This is a genomic window from Brevibacterium antiquum CNRZ 918 (assembly GCF_900169145.1).
In the GTDB taxonomy this organism is placed as follows: domain Bacteria; phylum Actinomycetota; class Actinomycetes; order Actinomycetales; family Brevibacteriaceae; genus Brevibacterium; species Brevibacterium koreense.
On the sequence record NZ_FXZD01000003.1, the window covers coordinates 179,079 to 199,514 of the forward strand.

Consider the following 20,436-nt stretch of genomic DNA (forward strand, 5'->3'; position numbering starts at 1 on the left):
TGCCCAGAGTTCCTAGGCTGGTACCAACAGCACAGGCTCAAGCAGAGGCAGAGAAATGAACCCCACCCCGAACTCCGACTACACCCCGAACCTTGACGACAACCAGCACTCCGGCAGCCAGGGTTACTACGATCCGAACCAGTTCCACGGCACTCGAGCGCAACCGCAACCTCCGCAGTCCTATCGCTCCCGAGCGGAGGAAGACCCGGGCAAGGTCCTGGGCATCATCTCCCTGGTCGCGACCCTCTCGACATTCATCGGCTTCAACTTCATCGGCCCCATCGTCGGCATCATCACCGGACATATGGCACGCAAGAACTCACGCGGTGCAGGCTTCGTCGACAACGAGATGGGCAAATGGGGCTTCATCCTCGGCATCGTCTTCATCTCGCTGGCCGCACTTGGCGGACTGCTCGGCCTGTCCATCGCCGGCTTCGCCGGGCTCGCTGGCTTACTGGGAGCCTGAGGCCCCGACAAACTGAGGCTCAATAGCCGACCCAGGCTCCGCGCTCCTGATCGAGCACACGTGGGTGGAGCAGGGTCGACGCTTCGACGTCACCGACGGAGGCCCGATCACGATCGGGCGGGAAGGCGGTGGAGGAAGCGAGCACCTCAGGCGTCGCGAATTTCAATCCCTCGGGAGCATCCCGGGGGACTGTCACGTCCGGACCCTTCTTGCTGGTCCCGCCCTGTCCAGAGACATCGGCGAGGAAATAGCCCCAGTCACCGAAGCTGGGAACATCGACGTGATAGGGCGTGGTGGCCAGGCCCGCCTCGGCGACGGCCTCCCCGATGCCCCAATACGCATCCGGCGCGAAATACGGGGAACCGGCCTGGACGACGAGGCGGGCCTCGGGAGACATGACCTGCTTGATCAGTCCATAGAACTCGATGCTGTAGAGCTTCGAGGTGGCCACATCGTCTGGGTCGGGCAGGTCGGCGATGACCGCATCGTAGGCGGTGTGCTTGGCTTCGCGCAGCCAGGTGAAGGCGTCTGCGGCGATGGTTGTCACCCGGGGATCGTCGAGGGAGTCCTCATTGAAGTCGGTGAAGTGGTCCGAGGTCTTCGCGAGTTCGAGGACTCGTGGATCGAGGTCGACGAGCGTCACCGATTCGACGTCGGGGTACTTGAGGATCTCACGCACCGCCAGGCCGTCCCCGCCGCCGAGGACGAGGACGTTGCGTTTGGGGCCGTCCATGAGCGGGTGGACGAGGGATTCGTGATAGCGGTATTCGTCTGCCGAAGCGAACTGCAGGTCCTCATTGAGATAGAGCCTCGTGTCTCCGGTCTTCTGCGATTCGGTGAGCACGATCTCCTGATAGTCCGTGCGTTGGGAGTACACGATCGGGTCGCGGTAGAGGCGCTGGCGGGTGGTCATCTCGATATCGTCGGTGTACACCCAGACCACGGTGAGCCCACCGACGATGACGACGAGCAGGCCAGCCAAGATCACCTGTGTGCGGGTGCGGATTTCGGTGCGGAAGAGCCAGAGGACGATGAGGATGCCGACGACGGCGTTCGTGATGCCCACTGCCAGGGCGCCGCGGGGCAGACCGAAGACGGGAAGCAGGATGAAGGGGAAGGCGAGGCCGCCGACCAGGCCGCCGACGTAGTCCGCGGCGAAGAGATCGGCCACGGCACTTGAGGCCTTCTGCGCGCGGATGCGCTGGACGAGCTCCATGAGGAGTGGGATCTCCGCGCCGATGAGGGCGCCGATGACGAATGCGAGGGCGACCATGGCGACGGTGTAGACGTCGGCGAAGGCGAACGCGAGGTAGAGCAGGATGACCGAGAGCCCACCGATGATGCCCAAGGCCGCTTCGATGAGGGCGAAGGCGACGGCGGCGAACTCTGTCAGGCGCTTCGTGGCCAGGGACCCGATGCCCATCGCGAATACCATGACGGAGAGCACGATCGAGGCTTGGACGATCGTGTCGCCCAGGAGGTAGGAACCCAGTGCGACGAGCGCGAGCTCGTAGACCATGCCGCAGCTGGCGCAGATGAAGACGGCCAAGAGCACGAAAAAACGGGCTGGCCCTGGCTTCAGCGGCAACGTGATCGGTTTGGTGCCGCCGGTGGAACCGGCGTCACTGGTGTCGGTCAGTGAGCTCAAAGGAGTGCTGCGGCCATGATGCCCGCGATGCCCACGTGAGCGGAGGCATTGACCCATACCTCGGGGTGGAACTCATCAGGTTTGATGATGTCGCCGAGCTTGCCGGGTGTGAAGGCGTCGATGAGCAGGAAGCTCAGGGCCATGAGGATGATGCCGACGAGGCCGAAGACGAGTGTGGAGATGATGCCCAGGAGCAGGTCATCGGAGCTGGCCCGGATCGCAGCGATGACGATGATCGCCACACTCAGAAGGTCGGAGGCCACAAGGATCGCGGCATTCTTCGACTTCTTCTCCCACAGGATCACGTGGAGCCTGCCCGGGGTGAGGAGGTCGACGACGAAGTAGCCGATGAGCATGAGTATGAGGCCGCTCACGGCGTAGGAGAGGACGATCCCGATCTCAAGGAAGAGGTCTGCCAACATGGTTGCCTTTCAAGGTGCGGTCGGTGCTGTCATTTCTGCAGTTGCTGCGGGCGCTGTCATTTGCCGGTGCCGGGTCCGCCGCCGCGGAATCCGGAGCCATCGCCGTAGGTCGATCCGGTGCTGCTGGAGCCGCCTCCGAAGAAGGGAAGGAAGAAGAATCCTCCGCCGCCCCCGCCCGAGCCGTTCGAATCGTCTGTGCAGCCATTCATGATGCTGCCGAGGATCAGGACGATGACGACGAGGAAGACGATGGTGCCGCAGCCGGAGCGCCGCTTCGGGTCTCCGGAGTTATTGTTCGAGGGTCCAGAGCCGCGATTGCCGCCGGAGCCGCGATCTCCGCCGCCGGAGCCGCGTCCGTTCTCGGCGTCGAAGTTGAAGGAGCCTCCGCCCATGGAGACGTTGGGATCGCGGCTCATGATCTCCTCCTCAGTTCACTGTGGCTGTGTACGATCTGTCGGTGCTGCGGATAGCAGTGCCAGCTCTGCCAGGAGACTTGTTCCGGTGTGCTGTTCGTCAACGCCAGTGCCGTGAGCGCACCGGGTTCACCGGGGAAGTCGACGACGAGATGACGGTCGTGGGCACTCGAACGGCGGACCACCTCGGCGGCGGCATCGGTGAAGCTGCCGGCCACGTCTGTGAGCTCGCACCGGAACTGATGCCGGGTGAATCCCGACCAGGTTCCAGTGGTGGTGCGGGTCGTGTCCCAGCCGGGACTCTCATCCTCGCCGAGGCAGGCGAAGGTTTCGATGAATGAGTCAGTGTCATGGTCGCTCAGGACCACCTGGTGGGAGGAGCCGATGACGTGGAGTTCGAGGCGCGATCGATCCTGCCCATCCGACGATGGCAGATCGATGAACTCTGAGGCCAGAGGGGCGATTCGGCGCTGGTCCAGGCTGAAGCTCAGTGCTTGGGCCGACGTGTCGGTGAATGCCACGTCAGCGCTCACCTGCTGTGTCATTGGGGGAGTGAGTGCCATCAGCTGCCCGAATAGATGGTGAAGGAGCCGACCGGGATCGACTCGCCGGTGCTCACTTCCCAACGGCCGTGGTCGAAGCGTTCGAACGCGAGCAGTCTGTGGTCATCGGATTCATAGTCCGCATAGTCCACACCGCCCTTCTCGTTGAGGCCAGTGGTGCCCTCGGAGCGATAGGAGGCGGTGCCGTGCTCGATGAGCTTGTACTCGGTGCCCTCGATGGTGATGGCCTTGGCCTTGGGTTCGATGTCCAGGTCGGGACGATCACGCCAGCGGGAGACCTGCAGGTCGGGGTCCTTCTCGACTGTCAGCCACAGGCGGGTGGCGGACTGGTCGGCCTGGAAGAAGTGCTCGGCCCAGTCGTAGCCGCCCTCGGAGATGCGCAGGGTGCCGCGGACGAAGAACTTCTCATTGCCGAACTCGAGCAGATCACCGGCTTTGATCGTCTCCGGATCCCCGCCGGTGTTCTGCTCGGCGGCGAACGGATCGCTCGGGCGGGGGGCAGCCGCATTCTCTTCGGACTTGCGGCGGTTCGCTGCACGCTTGCGGACGACGATCACCGTGATGAGGACAACGACGATGAATACCAGTGCGATGATGAGGATGTTGGACGACACGGTGCCTGCTTCGCTTCGGTAGCCGGAAAGTTCACAGTTCACTGTAGTCGAAACGTCCTTCGAGTGCGGTCATCGTGTCTGCCGCGAAGTATCCGAGGTCCTGGTTGAGGGTGTGCATCGGCCCATTGCTCGTGGCCGTGTAGGTCTGTATCCACGACGCCTGGGTGACCTCCGGGATGTCGTGGAGTTGGCGCATGTTCGCGACTTTGAGTGCCCGGCCGATGCCTCGACCGCGATATGCCCGGTCGACCAAGGTGTCCTCCTGGATGACGATGTCCGATTCGTGGGACGAGACCATGATCTCCGTGTAGCCGACCGGGGCAGAGCCGAGAGAGGCATCGTCGATGTGCGCGATCGAGCTGACTAGGATCCAGCCCTGATCTGCCATTCGCTCCTCATGGGTGCGAATCGCGCTCGCACCGGCATGTTTGAGCGTGCGAGTGAGATCACCGACGGGAACATCCTCATCCATCTGTTCGCGCAGCCTGGCCCAATCCTCGACCACTTTTTCCGGGCAGCCGCCGATCCATGAGGTGATCGACATGCTCGGATCGGGAACCGTGCTGAGCTTCGACTTCGCGTCCGGGTGCTTGTAGCGGTTCGCATCGTCGCGCAGGTAGGCCGGCAGGTCGAGCAGGAGACGATACTCCTGGTTGCCGATGCTCAGACCCTGGGCTTGAGCAAAGGCGACGCCTTCCGGGCAGTAGGTTTCGGTCTGCACGAGCTCCGTGCGCCCGTGCAGCAGATCTTCGACGACACCGGCAATCGAGGTGCCGTGTCCCTGGCACCGGTGAGCGGGAAGAACCCCGACCTCGACGTCGGCGGGTGCATCGGTGACGATGTTGACCTCGGCGCCGCCGATGGCCTGCTTGTCGAGGTGGGCCAGGAGTGCGATATCGGACTTGTCCGAGCGCGGGTGGGCGAACTGGGTGAGGGTGGATTCGAGACTCTGCCACCAGGCGGCGGTACGGTCGGCGGTGTAGGCCTCACGCATGAGGCCATGCCAACGCGTGAGCCCGTCGACATCGTCGGGCTGGATCCGGGTGATCTGGACATCGACCATGACACGAGTCGACCACGAGCCGACACGGATTTCAAGGATGCTGGTGCGGGTCCACGCCGTCCTCAGGACCTGCTTCGGCGGTGGGATCGTCCTTGGGCAGGCGTGAGCCGATGTGCGCACCGGGACGATTCATCACCCGGTAGATGAGGAAGGCACCTACGCTGAAGACCACGATGATGGTCAGGATGAGGAAGATGACCGCGCCGAGGCCGGGTTCCATCACTTGGCCATCCGACGACGGTCGAGGAAATTCGCGAATCGGGCACGGAAGGAACCCATGCCGATCGAACCGCTGACTTCGATGATCGGCTTGCGGCCCTCTGGGACGGCGTTGACCACGGATTTCACCGACCCCCATGATTTGGACAGAGCGTCAGTGTTCACGGCCCAGTCATCGGGGACGACGACGATCACAGACCCCATGCCTGCGACGACTTCGACATCGATGACCTCGAGATCGGTCTCGACCTCGAGGAAGTTCAGTTCGATGTTCGACCCTGTGGGGTGGCACCGGAGGTAGGGAGGCACCTGCCACCGTCCACGGCGGAGTTCGGTCTCCCAGCCGGCCTTGATGACCAGTGGCTCTCCCGTCTCGATGGCCTGTCCGGCGGGAGTCGTTCGGGTGAGAGAGGACCCGAGGCGGAAGCGATCGGAGGGCAGGGTGGGGGTGAGGTCGGAGAGGACTTCGTCAAGGTCGATCGGGAAGCGGGCGGATTGGACCTTCTCCATGCGCTCGTCGAGCTCCTCTACCGTGATCCGACCGTCGCCGGCGGCTTCGCGCAGGACTTCGATCGCTTCGTCGCGTTCTTTGTGTCCGATGCGGTAGGTCTTCGCCGGGTCGTTCTCGGCAGGGTTGTTGTCAGGGGAATCGGGGACGGAGTGGCTCATAGCCTCTATCGTGCCCGATTCACACTGCCGGCCACAACGAACTGCGTCTCGTTTTGGGCTGCAGGTCACCATGACGACGAGGAGCGGGCACGTGTGTCGTGTCAGCCGTTGGCATTAGGCTAAGCATGTGTCCACCGCACTGTACAGAAGATACCGCCCAGAGACCTTCGATGAGGTCATCGGTCAAGAGCATGTGACCGATCCGCTGAAGGCCGCGATCGCACGTGGCCGCATCAACCATGCCTATCTGTTCTCCGGCCCCCGAGGCTGTGGCAAGACCACCTCTGCACGGATCCTGGCGAGGTGCCTCAACTGTGCCAAGGGCCCGACTCCTGTGCCCTGTGGTGAGTGCCCCAGCTGTGAGGATCTGGCCAACGGCGGCCCGGGGTCCCTCGACGTCGTGGAGATCGACGCGGCCAGCCACAACGGTGTCGACGATGCCCGTGACCTGCGTGAGCGTGCGATCTATGCCCCGGCCCGCGACCGGTACAAGGTCTTCATCCTCGATGAGGCTCATATGGTGACCTCGCAGGGGTTCAACGCTCTGCTCAAGATCGTCGAGGAGCCGCCGCCTCACATCAAGTTCATCTTCGCGACGACCGAACCTGAGAAGGTTATCGGCACGATCCGGTCGCGGACACATCACTACCCCTTCCGGCTGGTCCCGCCCGAGGCGCTGGGCAACTATATGGACGATCTGTGCACCCGCGAAGGCGTGCAGGTCGCCAAGGGTGTGCTGCCGCTCGTCGTGCGCGCCGGTGGTGGTTCAGTGCGTGACACCCTGTCCGTCCTCGACCAGCTCATCGCCGGTTCGGGGCCTGACGGTGTCGACTACGCCGGAGCCATCTCGCTGTTGGGTTACACCCCTGACTCTCTGCTGTCCGACATCGTCGACGCCTTCTCCGCCGGTGACGGCGGCGGGGTCTACCGTGCCGTCGAACGTGTCATCGAATCGGGACAAGACCCGCGTCGCTTCGTCGAGGATCTGCTCGAGCGCATGCGCGACCTCATCGTCATCAATGCGGCCCCTGAGGCTGCTCATGCCTTCCTTCCGGAGGTCCCTCCTGACCGCCTCGAACGACTGACCCTGCAGGCCAGAGGCTTTGGGCAGGGCGAGCTCTCGCGCGCGGCGGACCTACTCAACCAGGGTCTGACCGAAATGTCAGGAGCAACCTCGCCGAGGCTGCAGCTCGAGCTGATCTGTGCGCGCATTCTTCTGCCCGGTTCAGGCCGCAGTCGCGACGCCGTGCTCAGCCGTGTCGAACGGATGGAACGCCGGATCGGCATGTCCGCATCGGGAACGGCCGCGAACATTCCGCCTGCACAGCAGGATGGAATTGCACAGCAGGATGGAATTGCACAGCAGGATGGAATTGCTCAGCCGGATGCAGGCTCCCAGCAGAGAGAAGTTGCCCAGCAGGGCAGAGCTGCCGGGCCGGGCGGTGTGCAGGACACCACTGCGCAGCCGAAATCGGCGCAGCCAGCGCAGGCGCCTGCGCCGCAGCCTGCGAATCAAGCACCACATGATGATTTCGACGATCTCGCCGACATGGCTGTGGCTGCGGAATCCATGCTCAACGAGCCACCGCAGTCGGTGAACGCAGCCGCAGAAGAGGAACCTCGTGAACAGTCTGGGGTCGAACCTGCTTCTCAAGATCCGGCACCCCAGGCTCCGGCGCCTCAGACTCAGGCACCCCAGGCTCAGGGCGAGCAGGAAGCTAGCGCGCCGTCTGAAGAATCAGCTCCAGGGGCAGACTCTGCTCCCGAAGATGGAGCTGTGGCTGGCGTAGGCAACATCGGTGGCGAAATCGAAGCAATTCGACGGGCTTGGCCGAGCATCCTTGCCGCAGTTGAGAAACGCAGCCGTCTGACCAGGGCGATCATTGCGGCGAATGCGATCCCACAATCCTACTCGGCCGGTGTTGTCTACCTCGGATTCAACAACGCCGGTTCTGTCCAGGGCTTCCAGCAGAGAGACCATGCTGCCAAGCTGGCGATGGCGATCAATGATGTCCTGGGCATCCAGGCCCGCATCGACATCGGCGACGTCGGCCGTATTGGTGGGAATTCGAATCAGAAAGATGCCGGGGGCGGAACCGGTGGCAAGGGCGCCTCGGCCCCGGTGATGAACGAGACCACCGGCAACCGGGGACCAGCACCTGCGCAGAGACGACCCAGCCCACAGGAAGTCGCCGCGGTCGTCGGCACTCGCGAGGTCGACAAGCCGCAGGTTGATCACGAGAAATTCTGGGAGACCAGCGGCTCTCCTCAGGGACCGTGGTCTGACGACGATGAGGAGGGAGAACAACCGGGGACACAGTCACCGATTGGCTCCGAGCCCGGCCTTTCAGCGGGGGCACCCGCCGACGCTTCAGAGCCTGACGCTCCAGAGCCTGAGAAGTCAGCCCCTGAAGTGTCGGCGTCTGATACAGCGGCATCAGAAGAGGCTGCGGCTGAAGAGCAGACATCTGAAATCTCGGTATCGGACGAGTCAGTGGCGGACTCGGAAATCGTCGTGCCCGATCTCTCTGACGATGACTTCTTCAGCGGTGCCTCCGACTACCCCTCCGATCAGCAATCGGACAGTGATCCACAGGCGCACACCGCGTCACAGGTGGCGCCGGATGCACCGATGGAGTATGTGCAGCCCCGATGGGAGGAACCGGCCTGGCACGATGGGCCAAGCGATGGTGCCCCGAACCTCGGTGATTCCCCAGACGGCGCAGCTGGGCCGACGGATCCAACCGATGAGTCCACGAGCGCGGGTTCGGGTGCTGTGGAAGTCGGAGCGCTGGTCGTGCCTCCCCCGGAAGACGATGATCTCGACTTCCTCGGTGATTACGCGGATGCCGATATGGGACTGTCGGATTCTGCGGCACAGCCAACTGCGCACTCACAGCCTCAGGAGTCGTCAGCACAGTCCTCGCGACCTCAGGGACACGGAGGCAAGAAGCCGTTCAAATCCCGTTTCGCCGCTCTTGCCGAGAAGCACGGAGGCGGCACCCCACAGCCAATGGCCCAGACGGGAGGACACGCCTACCCGCAGAACACGAACGGCGCGCTGACCGCAAACGATGCGAATAGCGAGAACGCAGATTCTCATACCCAGAGTTCCGGAGCTGACGAAGACGAGTACGATCCGGACACGGATCTCGACGTATCGGAAGCTCCACAGATCGGAGTGGCCGTGATCGCACGAGTCCTCGGCGGCGAAATCATTGATGAAAGAGAAGTATGAGCTCGGTTTACGAAGGTGCCCTGCAGGACCTGGTCGAGGAATTCGGCAAGCTTCCGGGCATCGGCCCTAAGTCCGCGCAGCGACTGGCGTTCCACATTCTCCAATCCGAATCCGCCGATGTCAGCGCCCTGGCACAGGCTCTGACCGATGTGAAGAAGCGCGTGCGCTTCTGCGACATCTGCGGCAATGTCTCTGAGGAATCAGAGTGCACCGTCTGTCAGGATCCGCGTCGTGATCGTTCGATGATCTGCGTTGTCGAGGAACCGAAGGACGTCGTCGCCATCGAACGCACCCGCGAATACCGGGGCCTCTATCACGTGCTCGGCGGCGCGATCGACCCCATGGCCGGCGTTGGTCCGGACAATCTGCGCATCAAGGAACTGATGCCGCGTCTGCAGAACGGCGAAGTCAAGGAATGCGTGATCGCCACTGACCCCAACCTCGAGGGAGAGGCCACCGCCACCTACCTCGTGCGGCTGCTCAACACCATCGGTGTCACCGTGACCAGGCTTGCCTCGGGCCTGCCCGTCGGCGGAGACCTCGAATACGCGGATGAGGTCACACTCGGCCGTGCCTTCTCAGGCCGTCGCGAGATGGATTGATCCGACTCAGCCATCCTGCTGCACCCCGCGAGCGTTCACTCCTGACGCAGCGCCTGCTCCCTCGTCGACATCATCACCGTGACAAAGATGATCCCCATGTGCCCTTGACGGCATATCGATTATCGTGAAGTATATCGTTTATCGGCATATCGAATAACGATAAAGATGTAGATGAGCGGATTGAGAAGGCAAGACGATGTCACAGGGAAATGAGCAGAATGAGCGTCCCGGCGAAGCCGGCCGTCGTTCCGAGAACGATGACACCGTCATCGGGAACCTTAAGGGCGGCGCGAAGTCCCCGGGTAAAGAGGCTAAGCGCAAGGCGTTCGGCACAGGATACGAACTCTGGGTCGGACTGGCGATCGGATTCTATGTAGTTTATGCGGTCACTGAGCTGATCACCGACCTTGTCCACTCGGAGATCAAACTGCCGCTGGAATTCGAGTCCGACTCCGTGGGGATGCTCGATTTCCCCTCAGCCGCGGCCTCGTTGAGTGGACTGACGCAGATCACAGTCTCGACATCTGACCTGGCCCCGGAGACTATGGTGTTCCTCATCATCGCTAAGATCGCCGTCATTCTCATTTTCCTGGGTGCCGCGATTGCGATCGTTCCAGTCATCAGAGCTATTTCCGCGGGCGCCCCCTTCACTGCTCGCTCGATCGGAGCTCTCGTGGTACTCGAATGGATCGTCGCCGTAGGGTTCGCTCTCTACTTTCTCACTATGCTCCTCGGCAGCAACCTGGTCTCCCGCGACCTCGGCATCGCCCAGGAGGTTGGCCCTGGCATCACCACCATGCAGGCGTTCCTGGTTCTCGGAGTCATCGGTGGCGCTGAACTTCTCCGTCGCTGTTTCAAGTCCGGCCGTGCAGCCCAGGAAGAACTTGAAGGTCTGGTCTGATGGTTGAGGAATTCGATTCACTCCACGTCGTCTGTCATCTGGACTCACTGCTGACGCGCAGAGGCCTCAGTCTCACCGAGCTGTCGAAGCTCGTCGGGGTGTCCCTGGCCAATCTGTCGGTGCTCAAGAACAACCGTGCAAAGGCCATCAGGTACTCCACGCTCATCGCGCTCTGCCAGGCTCTCGACTGTCAACCGGGAGAGCTGTTCACCGTCAACGTCAGACCCGATTGAGACGAGCAGGGAGCATCACCAGCCGACCACCCGAGATCGTGAACAGCGCGGGGGTCCCAGCGGATCTGCGATGCGAATCCCGAGGACCTGAGCAGGGTCTGAAAGACGGGTGAAGGTGAAGTGAAACGGCTGACCTCATACAATGGTCAAGGTGCCGGAGAGCCGACACGGCTGAAATCCTGATCGATGCAAGCACGAGACGACCATGTTTGGAAGCATGGAATCGATCGCCCGGCACGGAACTTATCAGCGATAAGGAAGAGACTGCAGTGAGCATAGTCGTCCAGAAGTTTGGCGGGTCCTCGGTAGCCGATGCGGAATCGGTGAAGCGAGTGGCCAAGCGAATTGTCGAGAACCGTCAGGCCGGTCACGAAGTTGTTGTCGTGGTGTCGGCCATGGGAGACAGCACCGACGATCTCATCGACTTGGCCCAACAGGTCTCTCCGATGCCCCCAGCCCGTGAGCTCGACATGCTACTCACTGCCGGTGAGCGCATCTCTATGGCGGTCCTTGCCATGGCGATCGCCAACCTCGGCGAGGAAGCACAGTCATTCACCGGCTCCCAGGCAGGTGTGATCACCGACGAGCAGTTCGGCAAGGCGCGCATCATCGACGTCACGCCGGGTCGTATCCGTTCGGCACTCGACCAGGGATACGTGGCCATCGTGGCCGGATTCCAGGGAGTCAGTCAGACAGCGAAGAACATCACCACACTGGGACGCGGCGGATCGGATACAACCGCGGTAGCACTGGCAGCGGCACTGAATGCCGACGTGTGCGAGATCTACACCGACGTCGACGGAGTATTCACCGCAGACCCCCGTATCGTGTCGAACGCACACAAGATCGATGAGATCGGATACGAGGAGATGATGGAGATGGCGGCCTCGGGCGCCAAGGTCCTCATGCTCCGGTGCGTCGAATACGCCCGCCGCTACAATGTGCCCGTGCACGTGCGGTCCTCATTCTCACGTAATCAAGGCACTTGGGTGACCGGCTCACCCATTCCTGAAGCCTTCCGGCCGACACGGGGGTCGAAGGCCCCGGCAGCAGCGGAATCAGAAACGGAGTCCAACATGGAACAGGCAATCATTTCCGGAGTCGCCCATGATCGCTCGGAGGCCAAGGTCACGATCGTCGGCGTTCCCGACGTTCCTGGCAAAGCTGCCGAGATCTTCAACACCATGGCCGCGACGGAGATCAACATCGACATGATCGTCCAGAACATCTCCACGCGCGAACCCGGCAAGACAGACATCTCCTTCACCCTGCCGATGGACGACGGTGCCAAGGCACTTGAAGCCCTCGACGCGGTGAAGACCTCGATCGGCTTCGACCAGGTTCGCTACGACGATCAGATCGGCAAACTCTCCGTCGTCGGTGCAGGCATGCGCTCCCACCCCGGTGTGACCGCCATCCTGTTCGAGGCACTGAGCAACGCCCAAGTGAACATCGATATGATCTCCACCTCGGAGATCCGTATCAGCGTCGTCACGCGAGCAGATGTTCTCGACGACGCCGTCCGTGCCGCCCATGCCGCGTACGGACTCGACAGTGAAGACGACGAAGCAGTGGTTTACGGAGGTACCGGACGATGAGCGTCAATATCGGAGTAGTCGGAGCAACCGGTCAGGTGGGCGGCGTCATGCTCGACCTGCTGGCGGACAATCCCGGATTCGAGATCAACAGCCTGAGGCTCTTCGCCTCGGCGAGGTCTGCGGGCAAGGTCATCGAATTCGCCGGTGAGGACATCACCGTCGAAGACGCCGCCGAGGCGGACCCCAGTGGGCTCGACATCGCATTGTTCTCCGCCGGCGGGGCCACCTCCCGTGCACAGGCGGAGCGTTTCGCCGCAGCCGGAGCCATCGTCGTCGACAATTCCTCTGCCTGGCGCTCAGATCCTGACGTTCCCCTGGTCGTCAGCGAGGTCAACCCGGAAGCTCTGGACACATTGCCCAAGGGCATCATCGCCAACCCGAACTGCACCACGATGGCTGCCATGCCGGTCCTCAAGGCGCTCGATTCCGCCGCTGGCCTCCAGCGACTCATCGTCAGCACCTACCAGGCAGTGTCCGGCTCAGGTGTGAGCGGAGTCGAAGAGCTCGCCGGGCAGCTCGAAGCCGGAGTCGCAGATTCCCGCAAGCTGGCTCGCGACGGCAGCGCAGTGAACCTGCCCGCGCCGGACAACTACGTCGAACCCATCGCGTTCAACGTCCTGCCCATGGCAGGATCCATCGTCGATGACGGTGAACTCGAGACCGACGAAGAGAAGAAGCTGCGCAACGAGAGCCGCAAGATCTTGGGGCTTCCGGATCTCCTCGTGGCAGGCACCTGCGTGCGCGTTCCCGTGTTCACCGGACACAGCCTGAGCATCCACGCGGAGTTCGACTCCGAGATCACACCGGCCAAGGCCACCGAGGTGCTCGCGAAGGCACCTGGCGTCGAGCTTGATGACGTGCCCACACCGCTGAAGGCAGCAGGCAAGGACGCAAGCTTCGTGGGCCGTATCCGCGCCGACCAGTCTGCTCCGGCAGGCAAGGGACTCGTCCTGTTCGTCGCCAATGACAATCTGCGCAAGGGTGCTGCCCTGAATACTGTGCAGATCGCGGCGCTGCTGGCGAAGAAGGTTGAGTCACAGGCGGCTTGATCTCCTCGCCGAAAAACGCTCGATCTGAGCTGCACGCGAACCGCCCGGGAGCCGATGCTCCCGGGCGGTTCGACGTGTCAGCGCCGGCCGTACGGCCGCCGATCAACGCGGCGTCGGAATTCATCGTCGCCTGCGACGACTTTTTCGAGCGCGGCGTGGATCGAGCGCGGGGGCGGTACACATAAACAAGTTGCTATATATAAATATTTATATTAGTGGTGAACCTTCGAACTGAGTAGTGTGAACGTCGTTGACACACGGTCCTACCTCACGCTCTGAAAGGCACTTCATGCGCTCTTCCCGACTCGGCATTATGTCCGGGGCTATTGCTCTGACCACAGTTGCCGCTCTGAGCGGGTGCGGGGGACAGGCCTCTGGATCCACAGAACTCTCGGTCGTCGCCTCGACCAATGTGTACGCGGACATCGTGTCCCAAGTGGCAGGCGACTTCGCAAAGGTGAGCGCAGTCATCGATGATCCCAACCAGGATCCGCACTCCTATGAGGCGACGACACAGGACCGCCTGAAGCTGTCGAAGGCCGATGTGGTCGTGCAGAACGGCGGCGGCTACGACTCATTCATGACCACGATGCTTGAAGCCTCTGACGTCGAGGTCGACACCATCGACACAGTCTCGATCTCCGGCCTGCCCGGTTCCAAGGGCGTCGGCAATGAATCTCATGATCACGGTGATGAGGAAGCCAAGGGCGGCGGTCACGTCCACGAACATGGCGATGACGAGGAAGGTCATGACCACGAGCACGGCGATGACGGTCACGACCACGGCGATGACGGTCACGACCACGGGGAGTTCAACGAGCATCTCTGGTACTCGGTTCCCACGATGACGAAACTTGTTGACGAGGTCGCGACCCACCTCGGCGAGGCTGAACCCGAACACAAGGATGACTTCGCAGCCAACGCAGACGACTACAACAAGACGCTGGAGAAGCTGCAGTCGCAGATCGATGCGGCCAAGACTAAACATGAGGGTGATGAGGTCGCGGCCACGGAACCTGTGCCGCTGTGGCTGTTTAGGGACATGGGGCTGACGAACATCACCTCCGATGAGTTCCTCGCAGCCGTGGAAGAGGGCAACGACGTGCCGCCCCTGGTGCTGAAGAAGGCCGAGGAGCAGATTTCGGCGGGTGACGCAGTTCTGCTTGGGTACAATACTCAAGCGGCAGGTCCACAGGCAGAGCGGCTGAAATCCACGGCTGAGGAATCCGACGTTCCGGTCGTCGACCTTAGTGAAACGATGCCGGCCGATGCGCACTATGCGGATTGGATGGGCGACTACATCACCGAAATCTCCACTGCGCTCGAAGGACATGAACACTGAGAATGGCCACTGATTCCGACATTTCTCCCGAGCAGATCACAACAGCTGGCCAACCACCGGTGATCCGTCTGCGCGATGCGCAGCTGCGATTCGGTCAGCGTGTGCTCTGGCACGACCTCGACCTGGATGTCTCACCGGGGGAGTTCGTGGCGGTGCTGGGCCCGAACGGGACCGGGAAGACTTCTCTGCTCAAGGTGCTGTTGGGCCAGCATGCGCTGTCCACCGGCTCAGCTGAGGTCAATGGCAGGAACGTGCACGCGGGAAACTCGGCCATCGGCTACATCCCCCAGCAGCGCGGAATCGACCAGCACACCCCGATGCGGGGCCGCGATCTGGTCCGGATGGGCATCGACGGACACCGCTGGGGGCCCGGCCGGTTCTGGAGGCGACGCCGCCAGCAGGTCGATGAGCTCCTCGACTCCGTCGGCGCCAGCGACTACGCAGACGCCCCTGCTGGGACTCTGTCCGGCGGTGAGCTGCAGCGTCTGCGCGTGGCCCAGGCCCTGGCCAACGACCCCTCGGTGCTGCTGTGCGATGAGCCGCTGCTGTCCCTGGATATCCATCATCAGAAGGTCGTGGCCGGTCTGCTTCATGAGCAGCGGGTCAAACGCAACACCTCCGTCGTCTTCGTCACCCACGAGATCAACCCGATCCTGCCCTACGTCGACCGTGTCCTCTACATCGTCGGCGGCCACTTCCTCGTCGGCACCCCCGCCGAGGTGATGACCACCAGGTCGCTGACCAGACTCTACGGTTCCCCAGTCGAAGTGGTCCGAGTCGGTGGCCGGCTCATCGTGGTCGGCGGCGAAGCCGAATACGTCGACCACCACATCCACGAGGACGAGATGAGCATGGAACGAGGTGCGATCTGATGTCAGCTCAGGAGATCTTCGGCAGTCTGTTCACCTTCGAGGACTACGGCGAACTGGTGGCGCTGCTGTCCAACTCGCTCATCGCCGCCGGGCTGCTCGGCGTCGTCGGTGGTCTCATCAGCGTCTTCGTCATGGCCCGCGACATTCCCTTCGCCGTCCACGGTGTCTCAGAGCTCTCGTTCGCCGGTGCCGCCTTCGCCCTCCTCGTCGGCTTCGACGTGGTGGGCGGATCCATCATCGGATCCATCATCGCCGCGCTGATCATCGGCGTCGGTGGGGCCAAGGCGTCGGAGAAGAACGCCATCATCGGTGTGCTCATGCCCTTCGGGCTGGGGCTGGCGATCTTGTTCCTCGCCCTCTACGATGGCCGTGCCGCCAGCAAGTTCGGACTGCTGACCGGTCAGATCGTGGCCATCACACCGGGGCAGATCATGACCCTCGTCGTGTGTTCGCTGATTGTGCTCCTCGTGCTCGCCGTCGTCTGGCGCCCGCTCATGTTCGCCAGCCTCGATCCTGAGGTGGCACGTGCCAAAGGGGTGCCGGTATCGGGGCTGACGATCGTCTTCATGCTCACCCTCGGTCTGGCCGTGGCACTGAGTGTGCAGGTGGTCGGCGTGCTCCTCGTGCTCGCTCTGCTCATCACCCCGGCCGCGGCGGCCACCCAGCTCTCGGCATCCCCGGTATGGGTTCCGGTCCTCAGTGTCATCTTCGCGGTCACGTCCTCCGTCGGCGGCATTCTCATCGCTCTGGGCTCGCCGGTCGTGCCGATCAGCCCGTTCGTCACCACGATCTCATTCCTCATCTACCTCGTCTGCCGTTTCGTTGGGCAGCGCCGGATGAAGCATCTGCACCGACGCCGCACCGCCCGTGCTGCCGGAGAACACGAGAAGCCGGTCGCGTTCCCAGCCTGAGACGCCGCGAGCCCAGCACTCCTCCCGAACTACCTGACGGCGGCCCAGCAACCTCGCGCCATGGTGCTGGGCCGCCGTTAGGTAGTAGTTGGGAAAGTGGGGAGGATGGCCGACTAGAGTTGGACGAATGAAGAAGCGTGCATTATTCGCCGGCGCCCTCGCGATTCCTGCGGCAGCCGGCATCTGGGGAGCGGTCATCGAACCGCACCTTTTCGCCGTCCGTCGCCACACCCTGCCGATCCTCCCGGCCGGAGCACAGACCATCACGATGCTGCACGTCTCCGACCTGCATTTGGCGCCCTGGCAGAAGCACAGGGCCGCCTGGGTCAAGGCGCTGACACGCCTGGACCCCGACATCGTCGTCAACACAGGGGACAACCTCTCTGCAGACATCGTGGACGTCGTCCTCGACGTCTTCGACGGACTACTCGATGTTCCCGGCGTCTTCGTCCTCGGGTCCAACGATTTCTTCTCGCCCAAGGCGAAGAATCCTGCCACCTACCTGCGGTCTCCCTCCGAGGTGAAGCATCGCACGCAGCCCGACCTGGACGTCAAGGCCCTGATTCGCGGTTTCGAAGGCAGTCACATTACAGCCGGCGACACGCCCACCGACGACACGCTTACCAGTGACACGCACAGTAAGACCCGTGGATGGCATTTTCTCGACAACGCCGAGGCGAGTCTGACGATCCGTGGGACCCGCATTGATTTCTGCGGCCTGGGGGACTCCCACATCGACCGTGACCGGATCCAGCCAAGCGACGGTCAGGGCCGTGGCCCTAAGGCGTTCGACTACCCTCGGTTCGATCCTGCTGCTGGGGTGAAAGTAGGGGTCACGCATGCGCCGTATTCGCGCACCTTGGAGGCGTTCACCTCGGCGGGGGCCGACCTCATCATGACCGGTCACACTCACGGGGGGCAGATCCGGGTGCCCTTCTGGGGCGCGCCGGTGACCAACTGCGACCTCGATCGGACACGCGCAAGAGGCCTGTTTCCCTACCGAAAATCTCTCGTCGAGATCTCTGCTGGATTGGGATTCTCGCCCTTCTCACCGGTGCGTTTCGCCTGCCGTCCCGAGGTCAGCCTGTTGACTCTCGTCCCCAGAGTCTGACCTTCTCATCGATTATTGAGAATTTGCACAACTCGGATTAGTTAAACTTGGCCTTATGGTGTCTCCTGAGTCAAATCCGAATCCGACCAAGACCGGTGCGTTTCTCCAATTCGTCGCCGTGAGCGCGGTGGCGGGAATCGTCGCCGCCGGTCTTGCCATCCCTGGGGTCGGTGTAGCTACTGCCAGCGCAAACAGTGCGGTCGAGATCTTCAACTCCCTTCCCGCGACCCTGGAGGTCCAGGACCTGGGGGAGAAGTCGACGATGCTTGCCTCCGACGGTTCGGAGATTGCGGAGTTCTACTGGCAGAATCGCGTTGAAGTGCCCCTCGACGAGATCTCGCAGGAGATGCAGGACGCGACGATTTCGGTCGAAGACTATCGGTACTTCGAGCACGGCGGCGTCGATATCGAGGGTATCGCCCGTGCAGCGGTGCACAACATGATGTCCTCGACGACACAGGGCGGATCAACGCTGACTCAGCAGTATGTGAAGAACGTGCTGGCGGAGAACGCCCACGCTAACGAGAACAAAGAAGGTGTCGCAGCGGCCAAGGAGTCAGAGGGCACGGCTGGCTATGCGCGTAAGCTGCGTGAGGCCAAACTCGCTGTTGCAGTTGAGAAGAAGTACGACAAGAAGGACATTCTCAACCGCTACATGAACATCAACAACTACTCTGGTTCGCCCAACGCCTACGGTGTGCAGGCTGCGGCCCACAAATACTGGGGCATCGACGCGAAGGACCTGAATATTCAGCAGTCGGCGATGCTCGCCGGCATTGTGCAGAACCCTTCGGCCTTCAACCCGCAGCGGTCCCCCGATCAGGTGAAGGAGCGCCGTAACACTGTGCTCGGGCAGATGCTCAAATACGATCACATCAGTCAGAAGGAATACGACAAGGCGGTCAAGACCGACCTCGACCTCGACCTGCACGAGACCCCGAACGGCTGTTCGGCGGCGAAGAATAACGCTGCATTCTTCTGCGACTACGTTGAAAACGTCATCAAGAACGACGACACCTTCGGCAAGACCGTTGAAGAACGCCTCGCCTTCCTGCAGCGCGGCGGGCTGACGATCAAGACCAGCCTCAACCCCGAGATTCAGAAGATCGCTGACAAGCAGATCAAGAGTCGTGTCCCCGTGGGCGACCCCTCCGGCGCTGGGCATGCTCTGGTGACGATCGAACCCGGCACGGGTGAGGTCATCGCCATGGCTGAGAACCGCGAATACACGGTCGGCGACGTCAAAAAGAAGGACAAGAACAAAAAGACCAGCATCAATTACACGGTCGATAGGAAGCACAACGGCGGTGGAGGGTTCCAGGTCGGTTCGACGTGGAAGCCCTTCGTGCTGGCCACCTGGCTGAAATCCGGCAGGGGCCTCAACACAACGGTTAACGCTACGAAGCGCAACTTCCCGGCAAACTCATGGAAATATGACGGCTGTCCGAACATGGGCGGTGACTGGGACCCGAACAACGCCGGCGATGGACCAGGTAAGGGATCTATGACCGCACTGGAAGCCACGAAGAAGTCCGTGAACACCGGTTACGCGGCCATTGGCAACCAGCTCAACATGTGCAAGATCATGGACACCGCAATGGACCTGGGAATCCGCTACGGCAGCGGCGAGAAGCTCGACTTCAAGAACAAGTCCGGCTTCATCCAGGCGCTGTCGCCTTCATCGATCCTGGGAACGACGGAGACCACCCCGATCGCGATGGCAGCGGCGTTTGCGACCTTCGCGAACGAAGGCGAGTTCTGCGGTCCGAAGCCGATCCTTGAGATCAAGGACCGTTCGGGCAAGAAGATCGACGTACCGGGAGAAGGCTGCAAACAAGTCCTCGACAAAGAGGTGGCCAAGGGTGTCGCCTATGCGCTGACGCAGACGTTCAACGGTGGTACGACTACCCAGTTGAAGATCGGAGCACCAGCAGGTGCAAAGACCGGTACGACGAACTTCGATGTCGGTCACACCTGGTTGCTCGGGTTCACGAAGACTTTGTCGACCGCCGTCTGGACCGGTGACCCGGCTGGAACGCGTGACTGGCGCACGAACAGCCAGGGAGCGGTGCGCGGATATGTCTACGGTGCCACGATCTCCGGTAAGACCTGGCAGGCCTATATGAACCAGGCGGTCAAGGAGACGAAGGGCAACACCGGATTCCCCAAGCCGAGTGGCAAGTACATGGGCGGCGCCGGCTCCAGTGGCGGCTCCGGCGGCGGCACCGGCACCCAGAACGGTGGCGGCGGCACCGGTGGCGGCACCGGTGGCGGTACCGGTGGCAGTAACAACGGTGGCGGTGGTACTGGTGGCGGTACCGGCGGCAGCAACAACGGCGGCGGCACTGGTGGCGGTGGCGGTACCGGCGGCAGTAACAACGGTGGCGGTGGCACCGGTGGCGGAGATGGCGACAACGGAGACGGTGGAGACGGCGGCGGTGAAGCGCCGGGCCTCGCCGGTAACTGAGCGCCGCGCAACCTGAGAGGTACAGGGGTGGGACG

At 62.3% G+C, this 20,436-nt stretch carries 20 protein-coding genes; 12 read left to right on the forward strand and 8 right to left on the reverse strand.

Annotated elements, in window-relative coordinates; genetic code table 11:
- Positions 1–55: 55 nt before the first annotated feature.
- Positions 56–466: a DUF4190 domain-containing protein gene (locus BANT918_RS05945; RefSeq protein WP_101619382.1), complete on the forward strand. Its 411-nt coding sequence runs from the start codon at positions 56–58 to the stop codon at positions 464–466.
- Positions 467–485: 19 nt separating this feature from the next.
- Here BANT918_RS05945 and BANT918_RS05950 read toward each other — a convergent pair whose 3' ends face one another.
- The 8 genes from BANT918_RS05950 to BANT918_RS05985 are packed head-to-tail and all read right to left on the reverse strand — an operon-like array spanning position 486 to position 6,077.
- Complete coding sequence (locus tag BANT918_RS05950; protein ID WP_101619383.1) at positions 486–2,114, reverse strand: polyamine aminopropyltransferase; 1,629 nt, start codon at positions 2,112–2,114, stop codon at positions 486–488.
- Positions 2,111–2,536 (reverse strand): DUF350 domain-containing protein, encoded by a 426-nt coding sequence (locus tag BANT918_RS05955; RefSeq protein ID WP_101619384.1) that lies wholly within the window; start codon positions 2,534–2,536, stop codon positions 2,111–2,113. The genes BANT918_RS05950 and BANT918_RS05955 overlap by 4 nt, the downstream gene beginning before the upstream one ends.
- A gap of 56 nt (positions 2,537–2,592) precedes the next feature.
- A complete protein-coding gene (locus BANT918_RS05960) occupies positions 2,593–2,952 on the reverse strand; it encodes a hypothetical protein (RefSeq protein WP_101619385.1) in 360 nt (119 codons plus the stop codon).
- Positions 2,949–3,482, reverse strand: a complete 534-nt coding sequence (locus tag BANT918_RS05965; protein WP_167389397.1) for a DUF2617 family protein — start codon at positions 3,480–3,482, stop codon at positions 2,949–2,951. Before BANT918_RS05965 ends, BANT918_RS05960 begins: the two co-directional genes overlap by 4 nt.
- 29 nt (positions 3,483–3,511) lie before the next feature.
- Positions 3,512–4,168, reverse strand: coding sequence for a DUF4178 domain-containing protein (locus BANT918_RS05970; protein ID WP_233430370.1), 657 nt, complete (start codon positions 4,166–4,168; stop codon positions 3,512–3,514).
- Entirely contained in the window at positions 4,158–5,189 is a 1,032-nt protein-coding gene (locus tag BANT918_RS05975) for an N-acetyltransferase (protein ID WP_101619387.1), read from the reverse strand. Before BANT918_RS05975 ends, BANT918_RS05970 begins: the two co-directional genes overlap by 11 nt.
- 31 nt (positions 5,190–5,220) lie before the next feature.
- Positions 5,221–5,412 carry a hypothetical protein gene (locus BANT918_RS05980; protein WP_145996945.1) on the reverse strand — a complete coding sequence of 64 codons (192 nt, stop codon included), beginning with the start codon at positions 5,410–5,412 and terminating at the stop codon, positions 5,221–5,223.
- Positions 5,409–6,077: a DUF1707 SHOCT-like domain-containing protein gene (locus BANT918_RS05985; RefSeq protein ID WP_101619389.1), complete on the reverse strand. Its 669-nt coding sequence runs from the start codon at positions 6,075–6,077 to the stop codon at positions 5,409–5,411. Before BANT918_RS05985 ends, BANT918_RS05980 begins: the two co-directional genes overlap by 4 nt.
- A 127-nt stretch (positions 6,078–6,204) precedes the next feature.
- Here BANT918_RS05985 and BANT918_RS05990 point away from each other — a divergent pair, with 127 nt between their 5' ends.
- From BANT918_RS05990 to BANT918_RS06040, 11 genes are all read left to right on the forward strand, one after another.
- Entirely contained in the window at positions 6,205–9,315 is a 3,111-nt protein-coding gene (locus BANT918_RS05990) for a DNA polymerase III subunit gamma and tau (protein ID WP_101619390.1), read from the forward strand.
- Positions 9,312–9,917 carry a recombination mediator RecR gene (gene recR / locus BANT918_RS05995; protein ID WP_101619391.1) on the forward strand — a complete coding sequence of 202 codons (606 nt, stop codon included), beginning with the start codon at positions 9,312–9,314 and terminating at the stop codon, positions 9,915–9,917. Before BANT918_RS05990 ends, recR begins: the two co-directional genes overlap by 4 nt.
- 196 nt (positions 9,918–10,113) lie before the next feature.
- Entirely contained in the window at positions 10,114–10,818 is a 705-nt protein-coding gene (locus BANT918_RS06000) for a DUF2975 domain-containing protein (RefSeq protein WP_101619392.1), read from the forward strand.
- A complete protein-coding gene (locus tag BANT918_RS06005) occupies positions 10,818–11,051 on the forward strand; it encodes a helix-turn-helix domain-containing protein (RefSeq protein ID WP_101619393.1) in 234 nt (77 codons plus the stop codon). The genes BANT918_RS06000 and BANT918_RS06005 overlap by 1 nt, the downstream gene beginning before the upstream one ends.
- 269 nt (positions 11,052–11,320) lie before the next feature.
- A complete protein-coding gene (locus BANT918_RS06010; RefSeq protein WP_101619394.1) occupies positions 11,321–12,649 on the forward strand; it encodes an aspartate kinase in 1,329 nt (442 codons plus the stop codon).
- Positions 12,646–13,698, forward strand: coding sequence for an aspartate-semialdehyde dehydrogenase (locus BANT918_RS06015; protein WP_101619395.1), 1,053 nt, complete (start codon positions 12,646–12,648; stop codon positions 13,696–13,698). Before BANT918_RS06010 ends, BANT918_RS06015 begins: the two co-directional genes overlap by 4 nt.
- Before the next feature lie 289 nt (positions 13,699–13,987).
- Entirely contained in the window at positions 13,988–15,040 is a 1,053-nt protein-coding gene (locus BANT918_RS06020; RefSeq protein ID WP_101619396.1) for a metal ABC transporter solute-binding protein, Zn/Mn family, read from the forward strand.
- A 2-nt stretch (positions 15,041–15,042) separates the two neighbouring features.
- The gene (locus BANT918_RS06025) at positions 15,043–15,912 is read left to right on the forward strand and encodes a metal ABC transporter ATP-binding protein (RefSeq protein ID WP_101619397.1); all 870 of its coding nucleotides are present in this window, start codon (positions 15,043–15,045) and stop codon (positions 15,910–15,912) included.
- Complete coding sequence (locus BANT918_RS06030) at positions 15,912–16,823, forward strand: metal ABC transporter permease (RefSeq protein ID WP_101619398.1); 912 nt, start codon at positions 15,912–15,914, stop codon at positions 16,821–16,823. Before BANT918_RS06025 ends, BANT918_RS06030 begins: the two co-directional genes overlap by 1 nt.
- A 127-nt stretch (positions 16,824–16,950) precedes the next feature.
- Positions 16,951–17,934, forward strand: a complete 984-nt coding sequence (locus BANT918_RS06035) for a metallophosphoesterase (RefSeq protein ID WP_101619399.1) — start codon at positions 16,951–16,953, stop codon at positions 17,932–17,934.
- A 55-nt stretch (positions 17,935–17,989) separates the two neighbouring features.
- Positions 17,990–20,401 carry a transglycosylase domain-containing protein gene (locus BANT918_RS06040; RefSeq protein WP_101619400.1) on the forward strand — a complete coding sequence of 804 codons (2,412 nt, stop codon included), beginning with the start codon at positions 17,990–17,992 and terminating at the stop codon, positions 20,399–20,401.
- The last annotated feature ends 35 nt before the right edge of the window (positions 20,402–20,436 follow it).